The 16,100-nt window shown below is 63.9% G+C and carries 15 protein-coding genes; 6 read left to right on the top strand and 9 right to left on the bottom strand.

All coding sequences use genetic code 11. The features are described 5' to 3' along the window. Positions 1-164 precede the first annotated feature (164 nt). Positions 165-1,790: an ABC transporter ATP-binding protein gene (locus tag TX72_RS11735; RefSeq protein WP_042503957.1), complete on the bottom strand. Its 1,626-nt coding sequence runs from the start codon at positions 1,788-1,790 to the stop codon at positions 165-167. 20 nt (positions 1,791-1,810) lie between these two features. On the opposite strand from TX72_RS11735, the gene TX72_RS11730 reads away from it, so the two are divergent. After that, positions 1,811-4,141, top strand: a complete 2,331-nt coding sequence (locus TX72_RS11730; RefSeq protein ID WP_011129177.1) for a RelA/SpoT family protein — start codon at positions 1,811-1,813, stop codon at positions 4,139-4,141. On the opposite strand, the gene TX72_RS11725 is transcribed toward TX72_RS11730, so the two are convergent. Then, a complete protein-coding gene (locus TX72_RS11725; protein ID WP_011129176.1) occupies positions 4,134-4,586 on the bottom strand; it encodes a DUF2062 domain-containing protein in 453 nt (150 codons plus the stop codon). The two genes, TX72_RS11730 and TX72_RS11725, sit on opposite strands and share 8 nt — an antisense overlap. A 63-nt stretch (positions 4,587-4,649) precedes the next feature. Here TX72_RS11725 and mnmE point away from each other — a divergent pair, with 63 nt between their 5' ends. Further along, positions 4,650-6,002 (top strand): tRNA uridine-5-carboxymethylaminomethyl(34) synthesis GTPase MnmE, encoded by a 1,353-nt coding sequence (gene mnmE, locus TX72_RS11720; protein ID WP_011129175.1) that lies wholly within the window; start codon positions 4,650-4,652, stop codon positions 6,000-6,002. Between the two features lie 18 nt (positions 6,003-6,020). Here mnmE and TX72_RS11715 read toward each other — a convergent pair whose 3' ends face one another. Beyond that, positions 6,021-7,604 carry a permease gene (locus TX72_RS11715; RefSeq protein WP_011129174.1) on the bottom strand — a complete coding sequence of 528 codons (1,584 nt, stop codon included), beginning with the start codon at positions 7,602-7,604 and terminating at the stop codon, positions 6,021-6,023. Positions 7,605-7,669: 65 nt separating this feature from the next. On the opposite strand from TX72_RS11715, the gene nadC reads away from it, so the two are divergent. Genes nadC through TX72_RS11695 form a run of 4 tightly spaced genes read left to right on the top strand, consistent with a single transcriptional unit; the run spans position 7,670 to position 12,459 of the window. Beyond that, positions 7,670-8,509: a carboxylating nicotinate-nucleotide diphosphorylase gene (gene nadC / locus TX72_RS11710; RefSeq protein WP_042504493.1), complete on the top strand. Its 840-nt coding sequence runs from the start codon at positions 7,670-7,672 to the stop codon at positions 8,507-8,509. A 34-nt stretch (positions 8,510-8,543) separates the two neighbouring features. After that, positions 8,544-10,316, top strand: coding sequence for an arginine--tRNA ligase (gene argS / locus TX72_RS11705; protein WP_042504491.1), 1,773 nt, complete (start codon positions 8,544-8,546; stop codon positions 10,314-10,316). After that, complete coding sequence (locus tag TX72_RS11700) at positions 10,313-11,431, top strand: pyridoxal phosphate-dependent aminotransferase (protein WP_011129171.1); 1,119 nt, start codon at positions 10,313-10,315, stop codon at positions 11,429-11,431. The genes argS and TX72_RS11700 overlap by 4 nt, the downstream gene beginning before the upstream one ends. Then, entirely contained in the window at positions 11,428-12,459 is a 1,032-nt protein-coding gene (locus TX72_RS11695) for an asparaginase (protein WP_011129170.1), read from the top strand. Before TX72_RS11700 ends, TX72_RS11695 begins: the two co-directional genes overlap by 4 nt. Here the strand turns inward: TX72_RS11695 and TX72_RS11690 are convergent. The 6 genes from TX72_RS11690 to prfB all read right to left on the bottom strand — a co-directional run bounded on the left by TX72_RS11690 (position 12,443) and on the right by prfB (position 16,095). Beyond that, a complete protein-coding gene (locus TX72_RS11690; protein WP_011129169.1) occupies positions 12,443-13,162 on the bottom strand; it encodes an MBL fold metallo-hydrolase in 720 nt (239 codons plus the stop codon). The two genes, TX72_RS11695 and TX72_RS11690, sit on opposite strands and share 17 nt — an antisense overlap. Positions 13,163-13,188: 26 nt before the next feature. Next, positions 13,189-13,791 (bottom strand): anthranilate synthase component II, encoded by a 603-nt coding sequence (locus TX72_RS11685; RefSeq protein ID WP_011129168.1) that lies wholly within the window; start codon positions 13,789-13,791, stop codon positions 13,189-13,191. A gap of 10 nt (positions 13,792-13,801) precedes the next feature. Further along, positions 13,802-14,248 (bottom strand): diacylglycerol kinase family protein, encoded by a 447-nt coding sequence (locus TX72_RS11680; RefSeq protein WP_011129167.1) that lies wholly within the window; start codon positions 14,246-14,248, stop codon positions 13,802-13,804. Continuing rightward, positions 14,238-14,795, bottom strand: coding sequence for an rRNA maturation RNase YbeY (gene ybeY, locus TX72_RS11675; RefSeq protein ID WP_011129166.1), 558 nt, complete (start codon positions 14,793-14,795; stop codon positions 14,238-14,240). The genes TX72_RS11680 and ybeY overlap by 11 nt, the downstream gene beginning before the upstream one ends. Before the next feature lie 2 nt (positions 14,796-14,797). Continuing rightward, complete coding sequence (locus TX72_RS13375; RefSeq protein ID WP_011129165.1) at positions 14,798-14,962, bottom strand: DUF3285 domain-containing protein; 165 nt, start codon at positions 14,960-14,962, stop codon at positions 14,798-14,800. Positions 14,963-14,966: 4 nt separating this feature from the next. Continuing rightward, positions 14,967-16,095 (bottom strand): peptide chain release factor 2 gene (gene prfB / locus TX72_RS11670; protein WP_144416662.1). Its coding sequence is split into 2 segments (ribosomal slippage): positions 14,967-16,019 and positions 16,021-16,095, totalling 1,128 coding nucleotides; the frame shifts between segments, so codons are not numbered across the junction. Positions 16,096-16,100 lie beyond the last annotated feature (5 nt).

The raw sequence follows: 16,100 nt of genomic DNA, 5'->3' as shown, positions 1-16,100 counted from the left end.
ATCGACTGTGGTCATCCTTTTGCGTTGCCGCCGGATGTGGGTGTCTGCTCTGTTGCGGTCGCTGCGCAATCAGCTGATGCCACTCCGCATCAGACGTCATCTGATCGTGGTGGATCAGCCGAAGGTGCTGGCTTTTCCAGGGTCCACCCCTGTTTCACGCGGGTTCATGGCAGCCGCGGACAGGCATCCACCAGCGTGCGGCTGATCACAGCCTGAGGGGCTCGGAAGATTCGCTCGCCTGGCCCTTCCTCCACGATCTGGCCCTTGTCCAGCACGATCACGCGGTGGCAGAAGCCGCTGGCCACCGAAAGATCGTGGGTGACGAAGATCATTGCCAGTCCCAGCTCCTGCTGCAGTTCCCTCAGCAGCGCGAGCACCTCGGCCTGAACCTCGGCATCGAGCATGCTGACGCTTTCATCGCAGATCAGCACCTTCGGCTGCAGGGCCAGGGCTCTGGCGATGGCCACTCGCTGCTGTTGGCCGCCGGAGAGCTGGCGGGGAAGACGATCCTGAAACTGCTCAGCCGGATTGAGGCCAACCCGCTCCATCAATTCCCTGGCCCTCTGGCGGGCGGAAGCTTTGCTGCACAGGCCATGGATTAGCAAAGGATCGGCAATGGCATCCGCCACGCTGAGGGCCGGATTGAGGCAGGCCAGAGGGTCCTGAAACACCATCTGCAGGGCTCGGCGTGCCTGTCGCAGGGGCTCACCCTTCAGGCTGAGCAGGTTCTGGCCCAACAGCTCCACACGGCCACCGCGGATGCTGTTGAGCCCCATCAACGCCCTGCAAAGGGTGCTCTTGCCACAACCTGAAGCTCCAACGACCCCAAGGCTTTCCCCGGCGCGCAGCGTCAGGCTGATGCCATCCACTGCTTTGAGCCAGACGGGGGACCAGGGAGTGCCGCCAACAGTGTGCCAGCAGCGCATCTCGTCCACGCTCAGCACGGTGTCGGCGTCGGGCCTGGAGGGCGTCTGCCCCCCTTCCCGGGCCCGGGCTGAGGCCACCAACCGTTTGCCCACCTCGGAACGAGGCTGGGTCAGCAGCTGTTGGCTGGGGCCGTCCTCCACCTTCCGGCCACCATCGAGCATCGCCATGCGCTCGCACCAGCGTGCAGCCATGGCGAGATCGTGGCTGATTAACAGCAGGGCACTGCCCATCTCTGCGCAGAGACCGCTCAGTTCGGCCATCACCTGCCCAGCAACGGCGACATCCAGGCTGGTGGTGGGCTCATCGGCGATGAGCAGAGGCGGCTCCAGGGCAATGGCGAGGGCGATGGCCAGACGCTGGCGCATGCCACCGCTCAGCTCGTGGGGAAAGGCGCGTCGACGCCGGGCGCCAATGCCCACGCGCTCCAGCAGCTCATCGCGGCGTTGCTGCCGCCAGCTGTCGCTGCTGTCCGGTCGATGGGCTTTCAGGGTGTCCAGCAGATGACTGCCGACGGTCATCAACGGATTCAGCCGGGTCATCGGGTCCTGAAACACGAGGCCAGCGGCCTGTCCGCGAAGCCGACGCAGAGAGGGACGATCCAGTAGTCGCGGATCGATGCCCGTCAATCGCAGCGTCCCCTCGCATTGGGTCCCTGGGGGCAACAGCTGCATCACGGCACGGGCCACAGTGCTTTTGCCGCAGCCTGAGGCACCCACCAGGGCCATGGTTTCTCCGGACGTCAGGGTTAGGTCCAGACCATTGAGGGTCCAGCGATCACTGCCCGGGTAGCGCAGCCGCAGCTGTTCGAGCTCCAGAACAGGCCGTGACATGGAGAAGCCGGGGGGGCGAGCACTGCATACCATGGATTGAACCGCCGGGTCGGATGCTCGACGCTTCCTCACCACAGGACTCCTCCCGGACCGACAGTGCTCCGGCTCCTGTTGTGTGCGGACGTCCGGAGCTGAGGCGTCATCCGGTCCGCCACCCGGACGAATACAACATTCTTCTGCCGGAGTGGCTCCGGCAATGCATCCTCAACGTCCCACCGGGCCTGGGGCAGAGCTGTCCGACCGATCCTGAAGCGCTGCTGGTGGCGGCCTTCGATTTCGGTTTTCAGCTGCACGAGGGCCAATTCCGGGCCAGCGGTGACCCTTGCATCGTTCATCCCGTTGCCGTTGCCGATCTGCTGAGGGACATCGGCGCCAGCGCCAGCGTGATCGCCGCCGGATTCCTGCATGACGTGGTGGAAGACACCGACGTCACCCCTGACCAGATCGAACTGCATTTCGGCTCTGAAGTGCGCGAGCTGGTGGAGGGAGTCACCAAGCTGGGTGGCATTCACTTCAACAACCGCACCGAGGCCCAGGCAGAGAACCTGCGGCGAATGTTCTTGGCGATGGCCAGTGACATCCGCGTGGTGCTGGTGAAGCTGGCGGATCGGCTCCACAACATGCGGACCCTCGGGGCGCTCAAGGAGGAGAAGCGCCAGCGCATTGCCCGGGAGACCAAGGAGATCTATGCCCCCTTGGCCAATCGGCTGGGCATCGGTCGCTTCAAGTGGGAACTGGAGGACCTGGCGTTCAAGTTGCTGGAGCCGGAGGCGTTCCGGGAGATCCAGCAGGAGGTGGCCAGCAAGCGCAGTGAGCGTGAGGAGCGGCTGGGGGTCACCGTCGCACTGCTCAACGATCGCTTGGCTCAGGCCGGCCTTGAGGGTTGTGAAGTCAGCGGCCGTCCGAAGCACCTGTTCGGCATCTGGAGCAAGATGCAGCGCCAGCAGAAGGCGTTCCACGAGATTTATGACGTGGCCGCGCTGCGGATCATCACGCCGAGTGTCGAGGCCTGTTACCGGGCCCTGGCCGTGGTGCATGACACCTTCCGTCCGATTCCCGGTCGTTTCAAGGACTACATCGGTCTGCCCAAGCCCAATGGCTACCAGTCGCTGCATACGGCAGTGATCGGACGTCACCGTCCGATCGAGGTGCAGATCCGCACCATTGAGATGCACCGTGTCGCGGAATTCGGCATCGCCGCCCACTGGAAATACAAGGAGGGTGGTTCACCTGCCAGCAGCAGCAGCGAGGCGGAACGCTTCAACTGGCTGCGGCAACTGGTGGATTGGCAACAGGAGGGTGGCAACGACGACCACAACGACTACCTCTCATCAATCAAAGAGGACCTCTTCGACGAAGAGGTGTTTGTGTTCACGCCGAAGGGCGACGTGGTGGGGCTGCGCAAAGGGGCGACCCCGGTGGACTTCGCCTACCGGATCCATTCCGAGGTGGGGAACCACTGCCACGGTGCCCGCATCAATGACCGGCTCTGTCCGCTGACCACGGCGCTGCATAACGGTGACTTTGTTCAGATCCTCACCAGCAACACAGCCCATCCGAGCTTGGATTGGCTCAATTTCGTCGCCACCCCCACGGCCCGGAACCGCATCCGTCAGTGGTACAAGCGCAGCCACCGGGACGAGACGATCGAGCGGGGCAAAGATCTGCTTGAGCGTGAACTGGGACGGGATGGCTTCGAAGCCCTGTTGAAGGGTGAGGCGATGACCCGGGTGGCGCAGCGCTGCAACGTCGGATCCACCGATGACCTGCTGGCCTCGCTCGGCTTCGGTGCCGTGACCCTGCAACAGGTGCTCAATCGCTTCCGCGAGGAGATCCGTTTGATCGCCGAGCAGGACAGCGCTCCCCCCAGCAACGAGGAGGTGGCCAGGGCCCTTGTTCCCTCAAAGGAGCCAGGTTCAGATCAACGCCACAGCGAAGACGCGATTCTTGGCCTCGAAGGATTGGACTACCGCCTGGGGGGCTGTTGCAGCCCTCTACCGGGTGAAGCAATTGTTGGCACGGTGGCACTCGGCAACCATGGCATTACCATCCACCGCCAGGAGTGCGCCAATGTTGAGTCGATTCCCAAGGATCGGCGCTTGCCGGTGCGGTGGAACGTCCATGGTGCACAGCCCCTACAACGGTTTCCGGTGCAGTTGCGGATCGAGGTGATCGACCGTGTGGGCATTCTCAAGGACATCCTGATGCGCCTGTCCGATGGGGCCATCAACGTCAGTGACGCACAGGTGAAAACGGCTGTGGGACGACCGGCGAGGATCGACCTGCGGGTGGAACTGAGAGGTTCGGATCAGCTCAACCGCACCATGGATCAAATCCGTTCCATGGCAGATGTGATTGGCATCGCCAGAACAGGGGTCAGCTGATGCTCGGGCGGCGTTGGAAGAGCAGGTAGGCCAGCAGCCCGAGCAGTAAAGCCATCAGCCCTCCCACCAATGTGGATCCCAGCAGAAGCCGCTGCAGGACGTCCCAGCCTTGGTCCCAGAGGTTGCTGCGGTTCACATCATCCAAGTCGGTTCCGGCAAGAGGTCCGAGCAGCCGGCTGCCCACCACGAAGTTGAACCAGTACAGCGGCACATAGGTGATCGGGTTGCTCACCAGTGTTCCCGCTGCCGCCAGGAGATGGTTGCCGCGGGTCAGGCTCGCTACCCCAATGCTCAGCACGATCTGCAGGCCGAAAAACGGGAAGCAGCCGCAGAACACTCCAGCCGCTAGCCCCCGGGCCCGTTGCCCCGGTGTGCCCTCTTGCTCCCACAGCCATTGCAGGCCGCGGCGCAGTCGTTCACGGTTGGTTTGCAGCAACCGTTGCATGGACCCGGGTGTGTGTTCAGGGACCGGGATCCTAGTTATGGGAACTGAAACGCAGCCGTTGCCCTGAACGCCTCAGACACCATTGCTGCCGTGGCGACAGCTGTGGCGCCAGGCCAGGGGGGAATCGCTGTGGTGCGTGTCTCTGGCCCTGCCGCAGAAGCGACTGGGCGCAGCGTTGTCCACTGCCCAGGTCGTCAGGTCTGTGGATCGCACCGGGTGATGTATGGCCATGTGATCGATGGCGAGGGACGGCGTCTCGATGAGGTGCTGCTGCTGCTAATGCGTGGACCTCGCAGTTTTACGGGTGAGGACGTGGTGGAGATCCACTGCCATGGCGGGGTGGTCGCGGTGCAGCAGGTGCTGGAACGGGTGCTGGCGCATCCGGGGGTGCGGCGGGCGTTGCCGGGGGAATTCAGCCAAAGGGCCGTGCTCAATGGTCGGCTCGATCTCACCCGCGCGGAGGCAGTGAGTGAATTGGTGGCGGCCCGCAGTCGGCGGGCCGCCGAGTTGGCAATGGCCGGCCTCGATGGCGGGATCCAGGCCAAGATCACGGCCCTGCGGGAGCGGCTGCTGGATCAGCTCACCGAGCTGGAGGCGCGGGTGGATTTCGAGGAGGATCTGCCGCCGTTGGATGGCGATGCCTTGCTGGATGGCTTGCAGCAGGTGCGCCAGGCGCTACTCACCCTGGTGGCGGATGGAGAGCGCGCGGATGCTCTGCGCAGCGGCCTTCGGGTGGCGTTGGTGGGCCGCCCCAACGTGGGCAAGAGCTCGCTGTTGAATCGGCTCAGCCGGCGGGAGCGGGCGATTGTGACTGAGCTGCCGGGTACCACCCGCGATCTGCTGGAGAGCGAGATCGTGTTGGAGGGGGTGCCGATCACACTGCTCGATACCGCCGGCATTCGAAGCACCGACGATGCGGTGGAACAGCTGGGAATTGCCCGCAGCGAAGAGGCTCTGGCCACGGCGGATGTAGTGCTGTTAGTGCTCGATGGTCATGCGGGCTGGACCGCCGAAGACGCTGCTTTGCTGGCGCGCATCCCGGAGCACATCCCCAGGATCCTTGTCGCCAACAAGGCGGATCTTCCCGCGGGGGCCTTGCCCCAGCCAGTGGATGTGCAGCTGTCGGCGTTGGAGGGCACGGGTGAAGAAGACCTGGTGCAGGCTCTGCTGGAGCGTTGTGGGGCTGCTGGTACTGAAGGGGTGCTACTAGCGCTGAACGAGCGCCAAAGGGATCTGGCCGCTACTGCCGCCGCTGCTCTTGGCCGCAGTCAGGAGGTGGCGGCCCAGCAATTGCCCTGGGACTTCTGGACGATCGACCTACGCGAGGCGATCCGGGCTCTGGGTGAGATCACCGGCGAGGAGCTCACTGAAGCGGTGCTTGATCGCGTGTTTTCCCGCTTCTGCATTGGCAAATGACCGGCCACGAGGATGCGATCAATGGTGAGTTTGCTGGCGCCATCGCGCCAACAACACAATCACGGTGATGGCGGCGTAGCCTTCCGCCCAGGCTTGGCCGGTGCCCCAGCCCAAATGCATCACCGTGTCCCCCGGACTGAACTGCCAGGCATGGATGACGCCGAACCAGGCCAGTAGCGCGGCCATGGCGGAGCAACAGGCGGCGGCCAGAAAGCGACCTTCAATCGCATAGACAAGCCAGGCCGAAAGCAGCATGGCCGTGATGATCTGCCCCTGCTCCAGCGCGAAAACGCCAGCGGCCCAGATGTCGGCCGTGGCCAGTTGCGTCAGCAGCTGCGGCCCGAACAGCTGGGGATCACCCGCTGCTCCTCCGGCTCGGATGCCAGCTTTGAGCATCAGTGCGCCCCAGCCCGCCAAACCGGGAAGCATCCCGAGCACCACGGCCGGACCATGGCGCTCAGGTGTTGAGGCGAAGGCTTGCGAGGCCATGGCCAGGCCGATATACAGCAGGATCGCAAGCCCCGCTTCCACTGGGATCAGCACAGTCACCACCCCGAAAAGGCCGAACAAGCAGCCGACGGCCATCACTACCCCGTTCATCCAGGAGTAGGCCGAGCGTGCCCCCAGGGCTTTGAAGCCCGGATGCCCGATGTAGAGGGTTGTCGGAAAACAGGAGCCCAGGGCCGCAGCTGTGAGGGTGCCGCAGCCATCCACCAGCAGGCTGCCTCGTGTCGGGTAGGCGTCGCCGGCTGCTGCCGCACTCTCCAGGTTTTGCAGTGAGCCGATCAGGTTGAACAGCCCCATCGGCACGATCACCCCCAGCCAGGGGATCAGATCAAAGCGGCTTTGCCAGAGCGCAGACAGCTGGAGACTGGGCAGGTGAACGCCAACAACACGAGCAGCCTGCGTCCAGCTCGCAGCATCGGGAGTGATCAGTCCGCTCCCCCAGGCCAGAACCATGCCCAGCAGCAAGGCCAGCAGTCCCGTCGGCAGTGGCCAGCGCACCCTGGCGAGATAGCCCAGCAGGATCACACTCAGGCTGGTGAGGCAAACCAGGGGATGGGCGTAGGTGCGCAGCAGAAATCCCAGAGCGATGTAGCCCAGCGCGATGCCCGCCAGGGTGGAGAGCAGCGCAGCCCGAGGTAACCAGCGCCGTAAGTGCTGGGCAACAAAGGCACCGAGGGTTTCGATGACGCCGGACCCGAGGCAAGCCATCAATCCCACCTGCCAGGAGCGCTGCACGGCCTCGGCCTCGCTCAGTCCTGCATCGAGAGCAGCCAACTTGGCCGGGAGCATCACCAGAAACACAAAGGCGAACAGGCTCACCGTGTTGACCCCGTAGGGAAGCGCTGTGCAGTCGCCCCTTTGCTCCTCTTGGCCCAGCCTCCGGGCCTGCTGGGCATAGATCAGATTTCCCAGCAGCAGGCTGATCCCCGTTGCCGGCAGGATTGTTCCGAAGAGCAGCCTGTCGGGGAAGCCGAGCACGCCGCGGCACAGGCTGATGATCAGCAGGACTTGAATCAGGTTGTTCAGGCCCAGCCCAAGTAGACCGTCGAGATCACCGGTCTGGATCCTGAGCCTTATTTGGTGTTGTGTCGACAAGCAGTTCGCCGCATCGTGATCAGCCTGGCCTTTCCCATACAGTCCGCTCAACCGCAATGAGCGGAATGGATTGGCAGTCCTCGGCACTCACCCGCGCCCTCGATCGATGGCTGGAGGAAGACATCGGTCGCGGCGATCTCACCGCTTCAGCTCTGCAGCGCAAGCACGGCTATGCCCATTGGATCGCGAAGCAGCCTGGCTGTTTCTGTGGGGGCCCCTTGGTGCAACAGCTGTTCCAACGGCTTGATCCTGAAGTGAGCGTTCACTTGCTCCGGGATGACGGTGCCGCGGTGGAGGTGGGTGATCGCCTGCTCGACCTGGAAGGCCCGGCCACGGCCCTGGTGGCTGGCGAGCGCACCGCCTTGAACCTGGCCATGCGGCTGTCAGGCATCGCCACCGCCACCGCTGAATTGGTGGCTCAGCTCCAGGGCACGGGTGTGCGTCTGGCCGACACCCGCAAGACGACACCGGGGCTTCGCTTGCTGGAGAAATATGCGGTGCGCTGCGGTGGTGGCATCAACCACCGCATGGGTCTCGATGATGCGGCAATGCTGAAGGAGAACCACATCGCCTGGGCGGGGGGCATCACGATGGCCATCGCCGCAGTGCGTGAGCAGGCCCCCTGGCCTACGGCCGTGATTGTGGAAGCGGAGACGGAGGCTCAGGCGCTGGAGGCGGTGCGGGCGGGCGCCAATGGGGTGCTGCTGGATGAATTCAGCCCTAAGCAGCTCACGCAGCTGGTGCCGCGCCTGCGGGCCTCCAGCACCGGTGTGGTGGTGCTGGAGGCCTCCGGCATTCAGCCCGAGCAGTTGCAGGCCTACGCCGCCACCGGCATTGATCTGATCTCCACCAGCGCGCCGGTGACCCGCAGCCGCTGGCTGGATCTGAGCATGCGTTTCACCTGAGGAGAGATGATCGGTGCCGGATGTTCCGGCCCTGATGCTCAGCCTGTCCAACACCCTGGATGCCCAGCTGCGGGCGGCGATGCAACGGGCCTTCCCGGTGGCCGATGCGGTGCTGGACCCCCAGCTGGCTCCCGCCAGCAAGCCGGAATTCGGTGACTTCCAGGCCAACGGTGCGCTGCCCCTGGCCAAGCCCTTGAAGCAGGCCCCCCGGCAGATCGCCACCGCGATTGTGGAGCAGCTGCAGGCCGATTCTGGTTTCACAGACCTGTGCCTGGAGCCGCAGATCGCCGGGCCTGGATTCATCAACCTCACGATTCGGCCGGAGCGGCTGGCGGCGGAGGTGTCGGCGCGGCTGGGGGACGAGCGTCTCGGTGTGCCTGCAGTGGAGCAGGCTGCTCCGGTGGTGGTGGATTTCTCCAGCCCCAACATCGCCAAGGAGATGCATGTGGGGCATCTGCGCTCCACGATCATTGGTGACTCGCTGGCGCGGGTGCTGGAGTTCCGCGGCCATACGGTGCTGCGTCTTAACCACGTGGGCGACTGGGGCACCCAGTTCGGGATGTTGATCACCCACCTCAAGCAGGTGGCGCCGGACGCGCTCGAGACCGCCGATGCAGTGGATCTAGGCGATCTGGTGGCCTTCTACCGCGAAGCCAAGAAACGCTTTGATGACGATGAGGCCTTCCAATCCACCTCCCGGGAGGAGGTGGTGAAACTGCAGGGGGGCGATCCGGTGTCGCTCAAGGCCTGGGGGCTGCTCTGCGATCAGTCGCGGCGTGAGTTCCAGAAGATCTACGACCGGCTCGACATTCGCCTCAATGAGCGAGGTGAGTCGTTCTACAACCCCTTCCTGCCCGCGGTGATTGATGGCTTGAAGGCCGCTGAACTGCTGGTCACTGACGACGGTGCCCAGTGTGTGTTCCTCGAAGGTGTTCAGGGCAAAGACGGCAAGCCCCTGCCGGTGATCGTGCAGAAGAGTGATGGCGGCTTCAACTACGCCACCACCGACCTGGCGGCCATCCGCTATCGCTTTGGTGCAGCTCCGGATGGGGATGGTGCCCGCCGTGTGGTGTATGTCACCGATGCCGGCCAGGCGAATCATTTTGCCGGGGTATTCCAGGTGGCCGAACGGGCCGGCTGGATCCCGGACGGTGCGCGCCTCGAGCACGTTCCCTTTGGCCTGGTGCAAGGGGAGGACGGCAAGAAGCTCAAGACCCGCGCAGGCGACACGGTGCGGTTGCGGGATCTGCTCGATGAAGCCGTCGAGCGCGCCGAAACCGACCTGCGTTCACGCCTGAAGGAAGAGGAGCGCAGTGAGTCGGAGGAGTTCATCCAGAACGTGGCGGGCACCGTCGGCCTGGCGGCGGTGAAATACGCCGATCTCAGCCAGAACCGGATCACCAACTACCAATTCTCCTTTGATCGGATGCTGGCGTTGCAGGGCAACACGGCCCCGTATTTGCTCTATGCGGTGGTGCGCATCGCCGGTATCGCCCGCAAAGGGGGTGACCTGGAGGTGTCGACGGGGCAGCTGCAGTTCAGCGAACCCCAGGAATGGGCCCTGGTGCGGGAGCTGCTCAAGTTCGATTCTGTGATCGCTGAGGTGGAGGAGGAGCTACTGCCCAACCGCCTTTGCAGCTATCTGTTCGAGCTCAGCCAGGTGTTCAACCGCTTCTACGACCAGGTGCCGGTGCTCAAGGCGGATCCTGAAGCGCTGGCATCCCGCCTCGCCCTCTGCCGCTTAACGGCAGACACCCTCAGACTGGGTCTCGGACTGCTGGGCATCGCCACCCTGGACCGCATGTGAGCGACACCATCCAACCGTTCACCCCCGGTGGTGCTCCGGCGGCCCGTGCCGCAGTGGAGCAGCTCAAGGCCTACAGCGCGCCTCTGGAGGGTCGCCGCCATATGCTGCGGCTTGATTTCAACGAGAACACGATTGGCCCCAGCCCCCTGGTGGCCCAGGCGCTGCGCAACTTCAGCACCGAAGAAATTGCCGTTTATCCGGAGTACGACGGCCTGCGGGAGGCGCTGCTCCAGAACCTGGTGGAGACCGGCTGCCGTCCGGGGTTGAAGCCTGCTCAGGTGGGCCTGTTCAACGGTGTGGATGCCGCCATCCATGCGGTATTGCAGGCCTATGGCGATGCCGGTGAAACGTTGCTGACCACAGCGCCCACCTTCGGGTATTACAGCCCCTGCGCTGGGATGCAGGGCATGACGATCAAGGCGATCTCCTACGAGGGGGAGACGTTTGACTTCCCCCTGGCGGCCATTCAGGAGGCGTTGGCGGCTCGCACGCCGCGGTTGCTGTTGATCTGCAACCCCAACAACCCCACCGGCACGCGCTTGCCAGCGGATCAGGTGATTGCTTTGGCGGCCTCAGCCCCGGGCACCTTGGTGGTGGTGGATGAGCTCTACGAGGCCTTCACCGGGGACAGCGTGCTGCCGAGCGCGGATTTCACGGCCACACCGAATCTGCTGGTGTTCCGCTCCTTGGCCAAAACAGCTGGATTGGCGGGGTTGCGGATTGGCTTTGCCATTGGTCATGCCGATGTGGTCGATCGGGTGAGCCGCGTCACGGGGCCTTACGACGTCAACAGCGTGGCCGTGGCTGCGGCGTTTGCTGCCTTGGCCGATCAGTCGTATGTGGACGCCTATGTGGCCGAGGTGCTGCGTGCTCGCGATTGGACCGTTGAGGCACTGCTACAGGCTGATGTGCGCCATCACTGCGACGGAGGCAACTACCTCTTGATCTGGCCCCGGCGCTCCGTGGAAGAGATCGATGCGGCCTTGCGCAGTGAGGGCATCCTGATCCGTTCCATGGCGGGCAAACCGCTGATTGATGGGTGTTTCCGCGTCAGCATCGGCACCACCAGCCAGATGCAGCGCTTTATGGAGGCCTATCTGAGCATCGATCCATGAGCCGCCGGCTGCTGTTGCTGGCCACGGGCGGCACCATCGCCGGCCAGGCAAGCGACCCAACCCGTTTGAACGACTACACCGCCGGTGCCATGGCGGGAGACGCGTTGCTGGCGGCGGTCCCCCAGTTGCAGAACCTGGCGACGATCAGCGTCGAGCAGGTGGCCAATGTCGACAGCGCCGAACTGTTGTTTGAGCATTGGCGAGCGCTGGTGGCGCGCATTCGTGCTGTCTTCGCGGCGGACGCCGAGCTGACGGGTGTGGTGATCACCCATGGCACCAACACCCTGGAGGAGACCGCCTGGTTGCTGCAGCTGCTCATTGATGATCCTCGGCCGGTGGTTCTGGTGGGGGCGATGCGACCGGCCACGGCCCTCAGTGCCGATGGTCCGCTCAATCTGTTCCAGGCGGTGCAGGTGGCTTTGAGTCCTGAAGCCCGTGGCCACGGCGTGCTGGTGGTGATGGATGGCCAGATCCATCCATCTCGCCATGTCGGCAAAGTGGCCACCCAGGGGGTGGGGGCCTTCGCCAGCCCCGGGTATGGGCCTTTGGGCTGTGTGGATGACATGGGCGTTCATTTGCCAACGGCGACTGGATCACGCCAGGTGCCCTTCGCTGCGCTGGCTCTACCGGAGCAATGGCCCCAGGTGCCCATCGTCTACGGCTGTGTGGAGCCCGATCCGTTGATCCTCCAGGCCTGTCTCAACGCCGGTGCTCCGGGCTTGGTGTTCACCGGTACCGGAGCCGGCCAGCTGTCGGCGGGTGAGCGTTCTGTTCTGCAGGCCTGGGCTGGGTCGCGGCCGTTGATGTTGCGGGCCAACCGCTGTGGTTCTGGCCCCGTGCACCACCATCACGAGGATGAACGGCTCGGGCTGTTGCCTGCTGGCAACCTGAGCCCGCAGAAGGCCCGGGTGCTGCTGTTGCTGGCCTTGATTGCCGGACTGAGTCGGGATGATTTGGCCGAATTGATCAGCGCAGCACCTGTTACCGCAACACCCATTATCGCAACACCTATTATCGCAACACCGTGATCACAGTGGTGTCCGGCAGGTTGGCGGGGAGGTTGATGCTGCGGCCTGGATTCACCACGGTGGTGCCGCCCATGGCGTTGAGGAACGGTTGAACTCCGCCCTGATCACAGTTGGCAGGGGCATTGCCGTTGATGTATTGCACCGGGATGACTCGTCTGGGGTTGAGCTGCTTCACCACAGCAGCAGCTTCCTCACCGTTGTAAATCTTGTCGCCTCCACCAACACCGATGATCAGCACATCGGGGCGGCCCAAAAGTACGCGGTCAGGGCCGCTGATCGGTCCGGCGGTGGCACCCACATGGGCGAAGTCAAGACCACCTTGTTGCCAGCGCCAGATCGTGGCATTACCGAAGCGACGGCCTTCGATCCGGTCGTGGGGGCTGGCGAAACCCTCCAGATTCAGACCCCCCACCTTGTAGGAGCCGGGCGCCACCAGAAAGCGTCCCGAGGCAACACCGCGGGCCCCTTCGTCGGCCAGTTCGGAGCTGGCCAGCACGAGGCCTGCGTTGACGCGGGGTTCTGGCAAGCCCACTGCACAACCCACAGCTTTGTAGGGATTCAGCAGAACCGATTGGCCCCCACCCTGTATCAGCAGGGCCCGTTGGCCATAGCTACTGATGCTGACTCCACCGGCATGGGCGACGGCCTGCAGGCTCAGTGCCAATCCTGTGGCGGCAAATGCAGCTGAGCGCAGGACGTGCATGGCTAATGAACAGCAGAGAGCGGACGCTAACAGCGTTCTCCGTTGGCTTCCTTCAAAAAGTTGGCCAGCAGTTGGTGGCCGGCGTCGGTCAACACACTCTCGGGATGAAACTGCACCCCCTGAAGATGGCGATGTTCACGGTGGCGCAGGCCCATGATCGTGCCGTCCTCCAGCCAGGCCGTCACCTCCAAGCAGTCCGGCAGTGAGCTGCGTTCGGCGATCAGGGAGTGGTAGCGGGTGGCTGTGAGGGGCTGAGGTAGCCCGGCGAACACCCCTTCGCCGTTGTGCAGCACGGGGGAGGTTTTGCCATGCATTTGTTGGCTGGCACGCACGACGCGGCCGCCATGCACCTGGGCGATGGCCTGATGTCCTAGACAAACCCCAAGGGTTGGAGTGGTGGGGGACAGATCCTGGAGCACCTCCAGGCAGACCCCGGACTGGTCCGGATCGCCCGGACCAGGCGAGAGCAGGATGGCGTCCGGCTTCAGTTCTCGGATCTGCGCCAGGGTGAGGGCGTCGTTGCGGTGCACCTGGAGATCCGCAGCGATGGGGTAATGGGGAGCCAGCTCACCGAGGTACTGCACCAGGTTGAAGGTGAAGCTGTCGTAGTTGTCGATGACCAGCAGCATCGGCGGGACCTCAGAAATTCAGGCGGAGGAGGAGCGGTGGAAGCAATAGGAACAGAGCGATCAGCAGGGAGCTGATGGCTGCCACCAGCACCGCGGCCGCGGCGCAGTCCTTGGCGATGCGGGCCAGGGGGTGGTAACGACGACCGATGGCCAGATCCACCACCGCCTCGATGGCGGTGTTGAGCAGTTCCAGCACGAGCACGGCCGTGACCGTGAGCGCTAACACAGCCATGCGGATCAGATCCAGTTGCAGCACAACCGCCAGGCCGAAGACCACCGCACCGATCAGCACATGGATGCGGAAGTTGCGCTGGCTGCTGAACGCGTAACCCAGCCCCTGAGCTGCGTAACGAAAGCTGGCCGGTAGGTCCCCGGCGATCCGCCAGCTGCGGCGTCGTGCCGCCAGTTTGACGGCCTTGAGTTCGTTCTCCACCGGCAGAGGTAGCTCAGTGGGCATTGACGTCGACAGTGGTGTCCACCGAATGCGGATCTCGGATTCGAACGTTACTTCCACCGTCGAGCAGCTGCTCCTGCAGTTGCAACATCGCCACGAGGCTTTCCTCATCAGGATGGTCCCAGCCCAGCAGATGCAACAGGCCATGGCTCACCAGCCAGCGCAGCTCTCGGGTGAGGTTGTGACCGTGCTCCGATGCCTGGCGTCGAGCCGTGTCGAGTGAGATCACGATGTCGCCCAGTTCCACGCACGACACGTCCGGCAAGCCTGGGGCTTCCTCCAGCGCCGCAAACGACAGCACATCAGTGGCCTGGTTCCGTTGCCGCCAGGTGCTGTTGAGCGCGGTGATGGTGGCGTCGTCGGTGAAGCGCAGCCCCAGGCTCACCTCATCGGCTTGGCACACCAACGCCGGACAGGGCAGTGATGGGTCGGCGCAGATCGTTTGGATCCAGTCGACCAGAGTTATCTGCCAGGTTTGAGTCTCGATCAGGGAGCTGGGGTCCTCGGGACTCCAGGGACCAGCGGCATCGAGGGCCAGATCAAGCTCCATGCCTATCCCGGCAGGGTCGGTCGCCCCAGCCAGGCCACGAGGGTGATGAAGCCCAGAAACCCCATGGCGGTCAGGCCGAAGTGGAACAGGCTTTTGCTGCCCTTGCGCACCATGTTGCGCATTGCCTGTTTGACGAAGCTTGGTGGTGGGGTGCTCTCGGTGGCCATTAAGTCAGGAATCGGCGTCGGCGCCGGGGCTGTCTACACCCTGGCGCAACGAGGCGTCGATGAAGGGGTCGAGGGCCCCGTCCATCACCGCCTGCACATCATTGGTCTCCTCGCTGGTGCGCAGGTCCTTGACCATTTGATACGGATGGAACACGTAGTTGCGGATCTGGTTGCCCCAGGCCGCTTCAACGATGTCGCCACGGATGTCGGCGATTTCGGCGGCCCGTTGCTCCTGGGCGATCACCAGCAGCTTGGCCTTGAGCAGCGCCATGGCCTTTTCCTTGTTCTGAAGCTGCGATCGCTCCTGGGTGCAACGCACCGCCAGGCCCGTCGGGATGTGGAGGATGCGCACCGCTGTTTCCACCTTGTTGACGTTCTGTCCGCCCGCACCACCGGAACGACTGGTGGTGACCTCCAGATCCTTTTCGGGAATGTCGATGTCGACCTCCTCATCGATCTTGGGCATCACCTCGATGCCGGCAAAGCTGGTCTGACGCTTGTCGTTGGCGTTGAACGGTGAGATCCGCACCAGTCGGTGGGTGCCCTTCTCATTCCGTAGATAGCCGTAGGCGTAACGGCCTTCCACCTCGATCGTGCAGCTCTTGATGCCTGCTTCCTCACCCTCGGAGAGTTCGTCCACGGTCACCTTCATGCCGTGGTCTTCCGCCCAGCGTGTGTACATGCGCAGCAGCATCTGTGCCCAGTCCTGAGCATCGGTGCCACCGGCGCCAGCATTGATGGTGAGCACAGCGCCTTCCTTGTCGTAATCACCACTGAGCAGGCGTTCCAGCTCCCAGCGGTCCAAGCCCTGGCGCAGTTGATTGAGGCCCTCCTGGGCCTCGGTGAGCATCTCCTCGTCCGGTTCCAGCTCGTAGAGCTCCAGCGTTGCCTTGGCATCGTCCACAGCACCGCCCCAGTCCGCCAGCTGCTGCAGCTGCGCCTTCACCTCATCCAGGCGGCGCATCTGCTTCTGGGCCGCCTGCTGGTCATCCCAGAAATCAGGCTGGGCGGCGAGTTGTTCTAGATCTTGTTGTCTGGCCTTCAGTGCGGGGACGTCAAAGACAGTCCTGGGCATGGCCCAGGCGGTCAGTGAGCTCGGAGAGATCGCGCTTGAAGTCGGTGAGATCCAGCAAGGACT

Origin of the sequence: Parasynechococcus marenigrum WH 8102, from assembly GCF_000195975.1 — a bacterium.
GTDB classification, from domain to species: domain Bacteria; phylum Cyanobacteriota; class Cyanobacteriia; order PCC-6307; family Cyanobiaceae; genus Parasynechococcus; species Parasynechococcus marisnigri.
The sequence above is the reverse complement of the archived record's forward strand: the minus strand, read 5'-3'. Positions and strand labels throughout refer to the sequence as shown.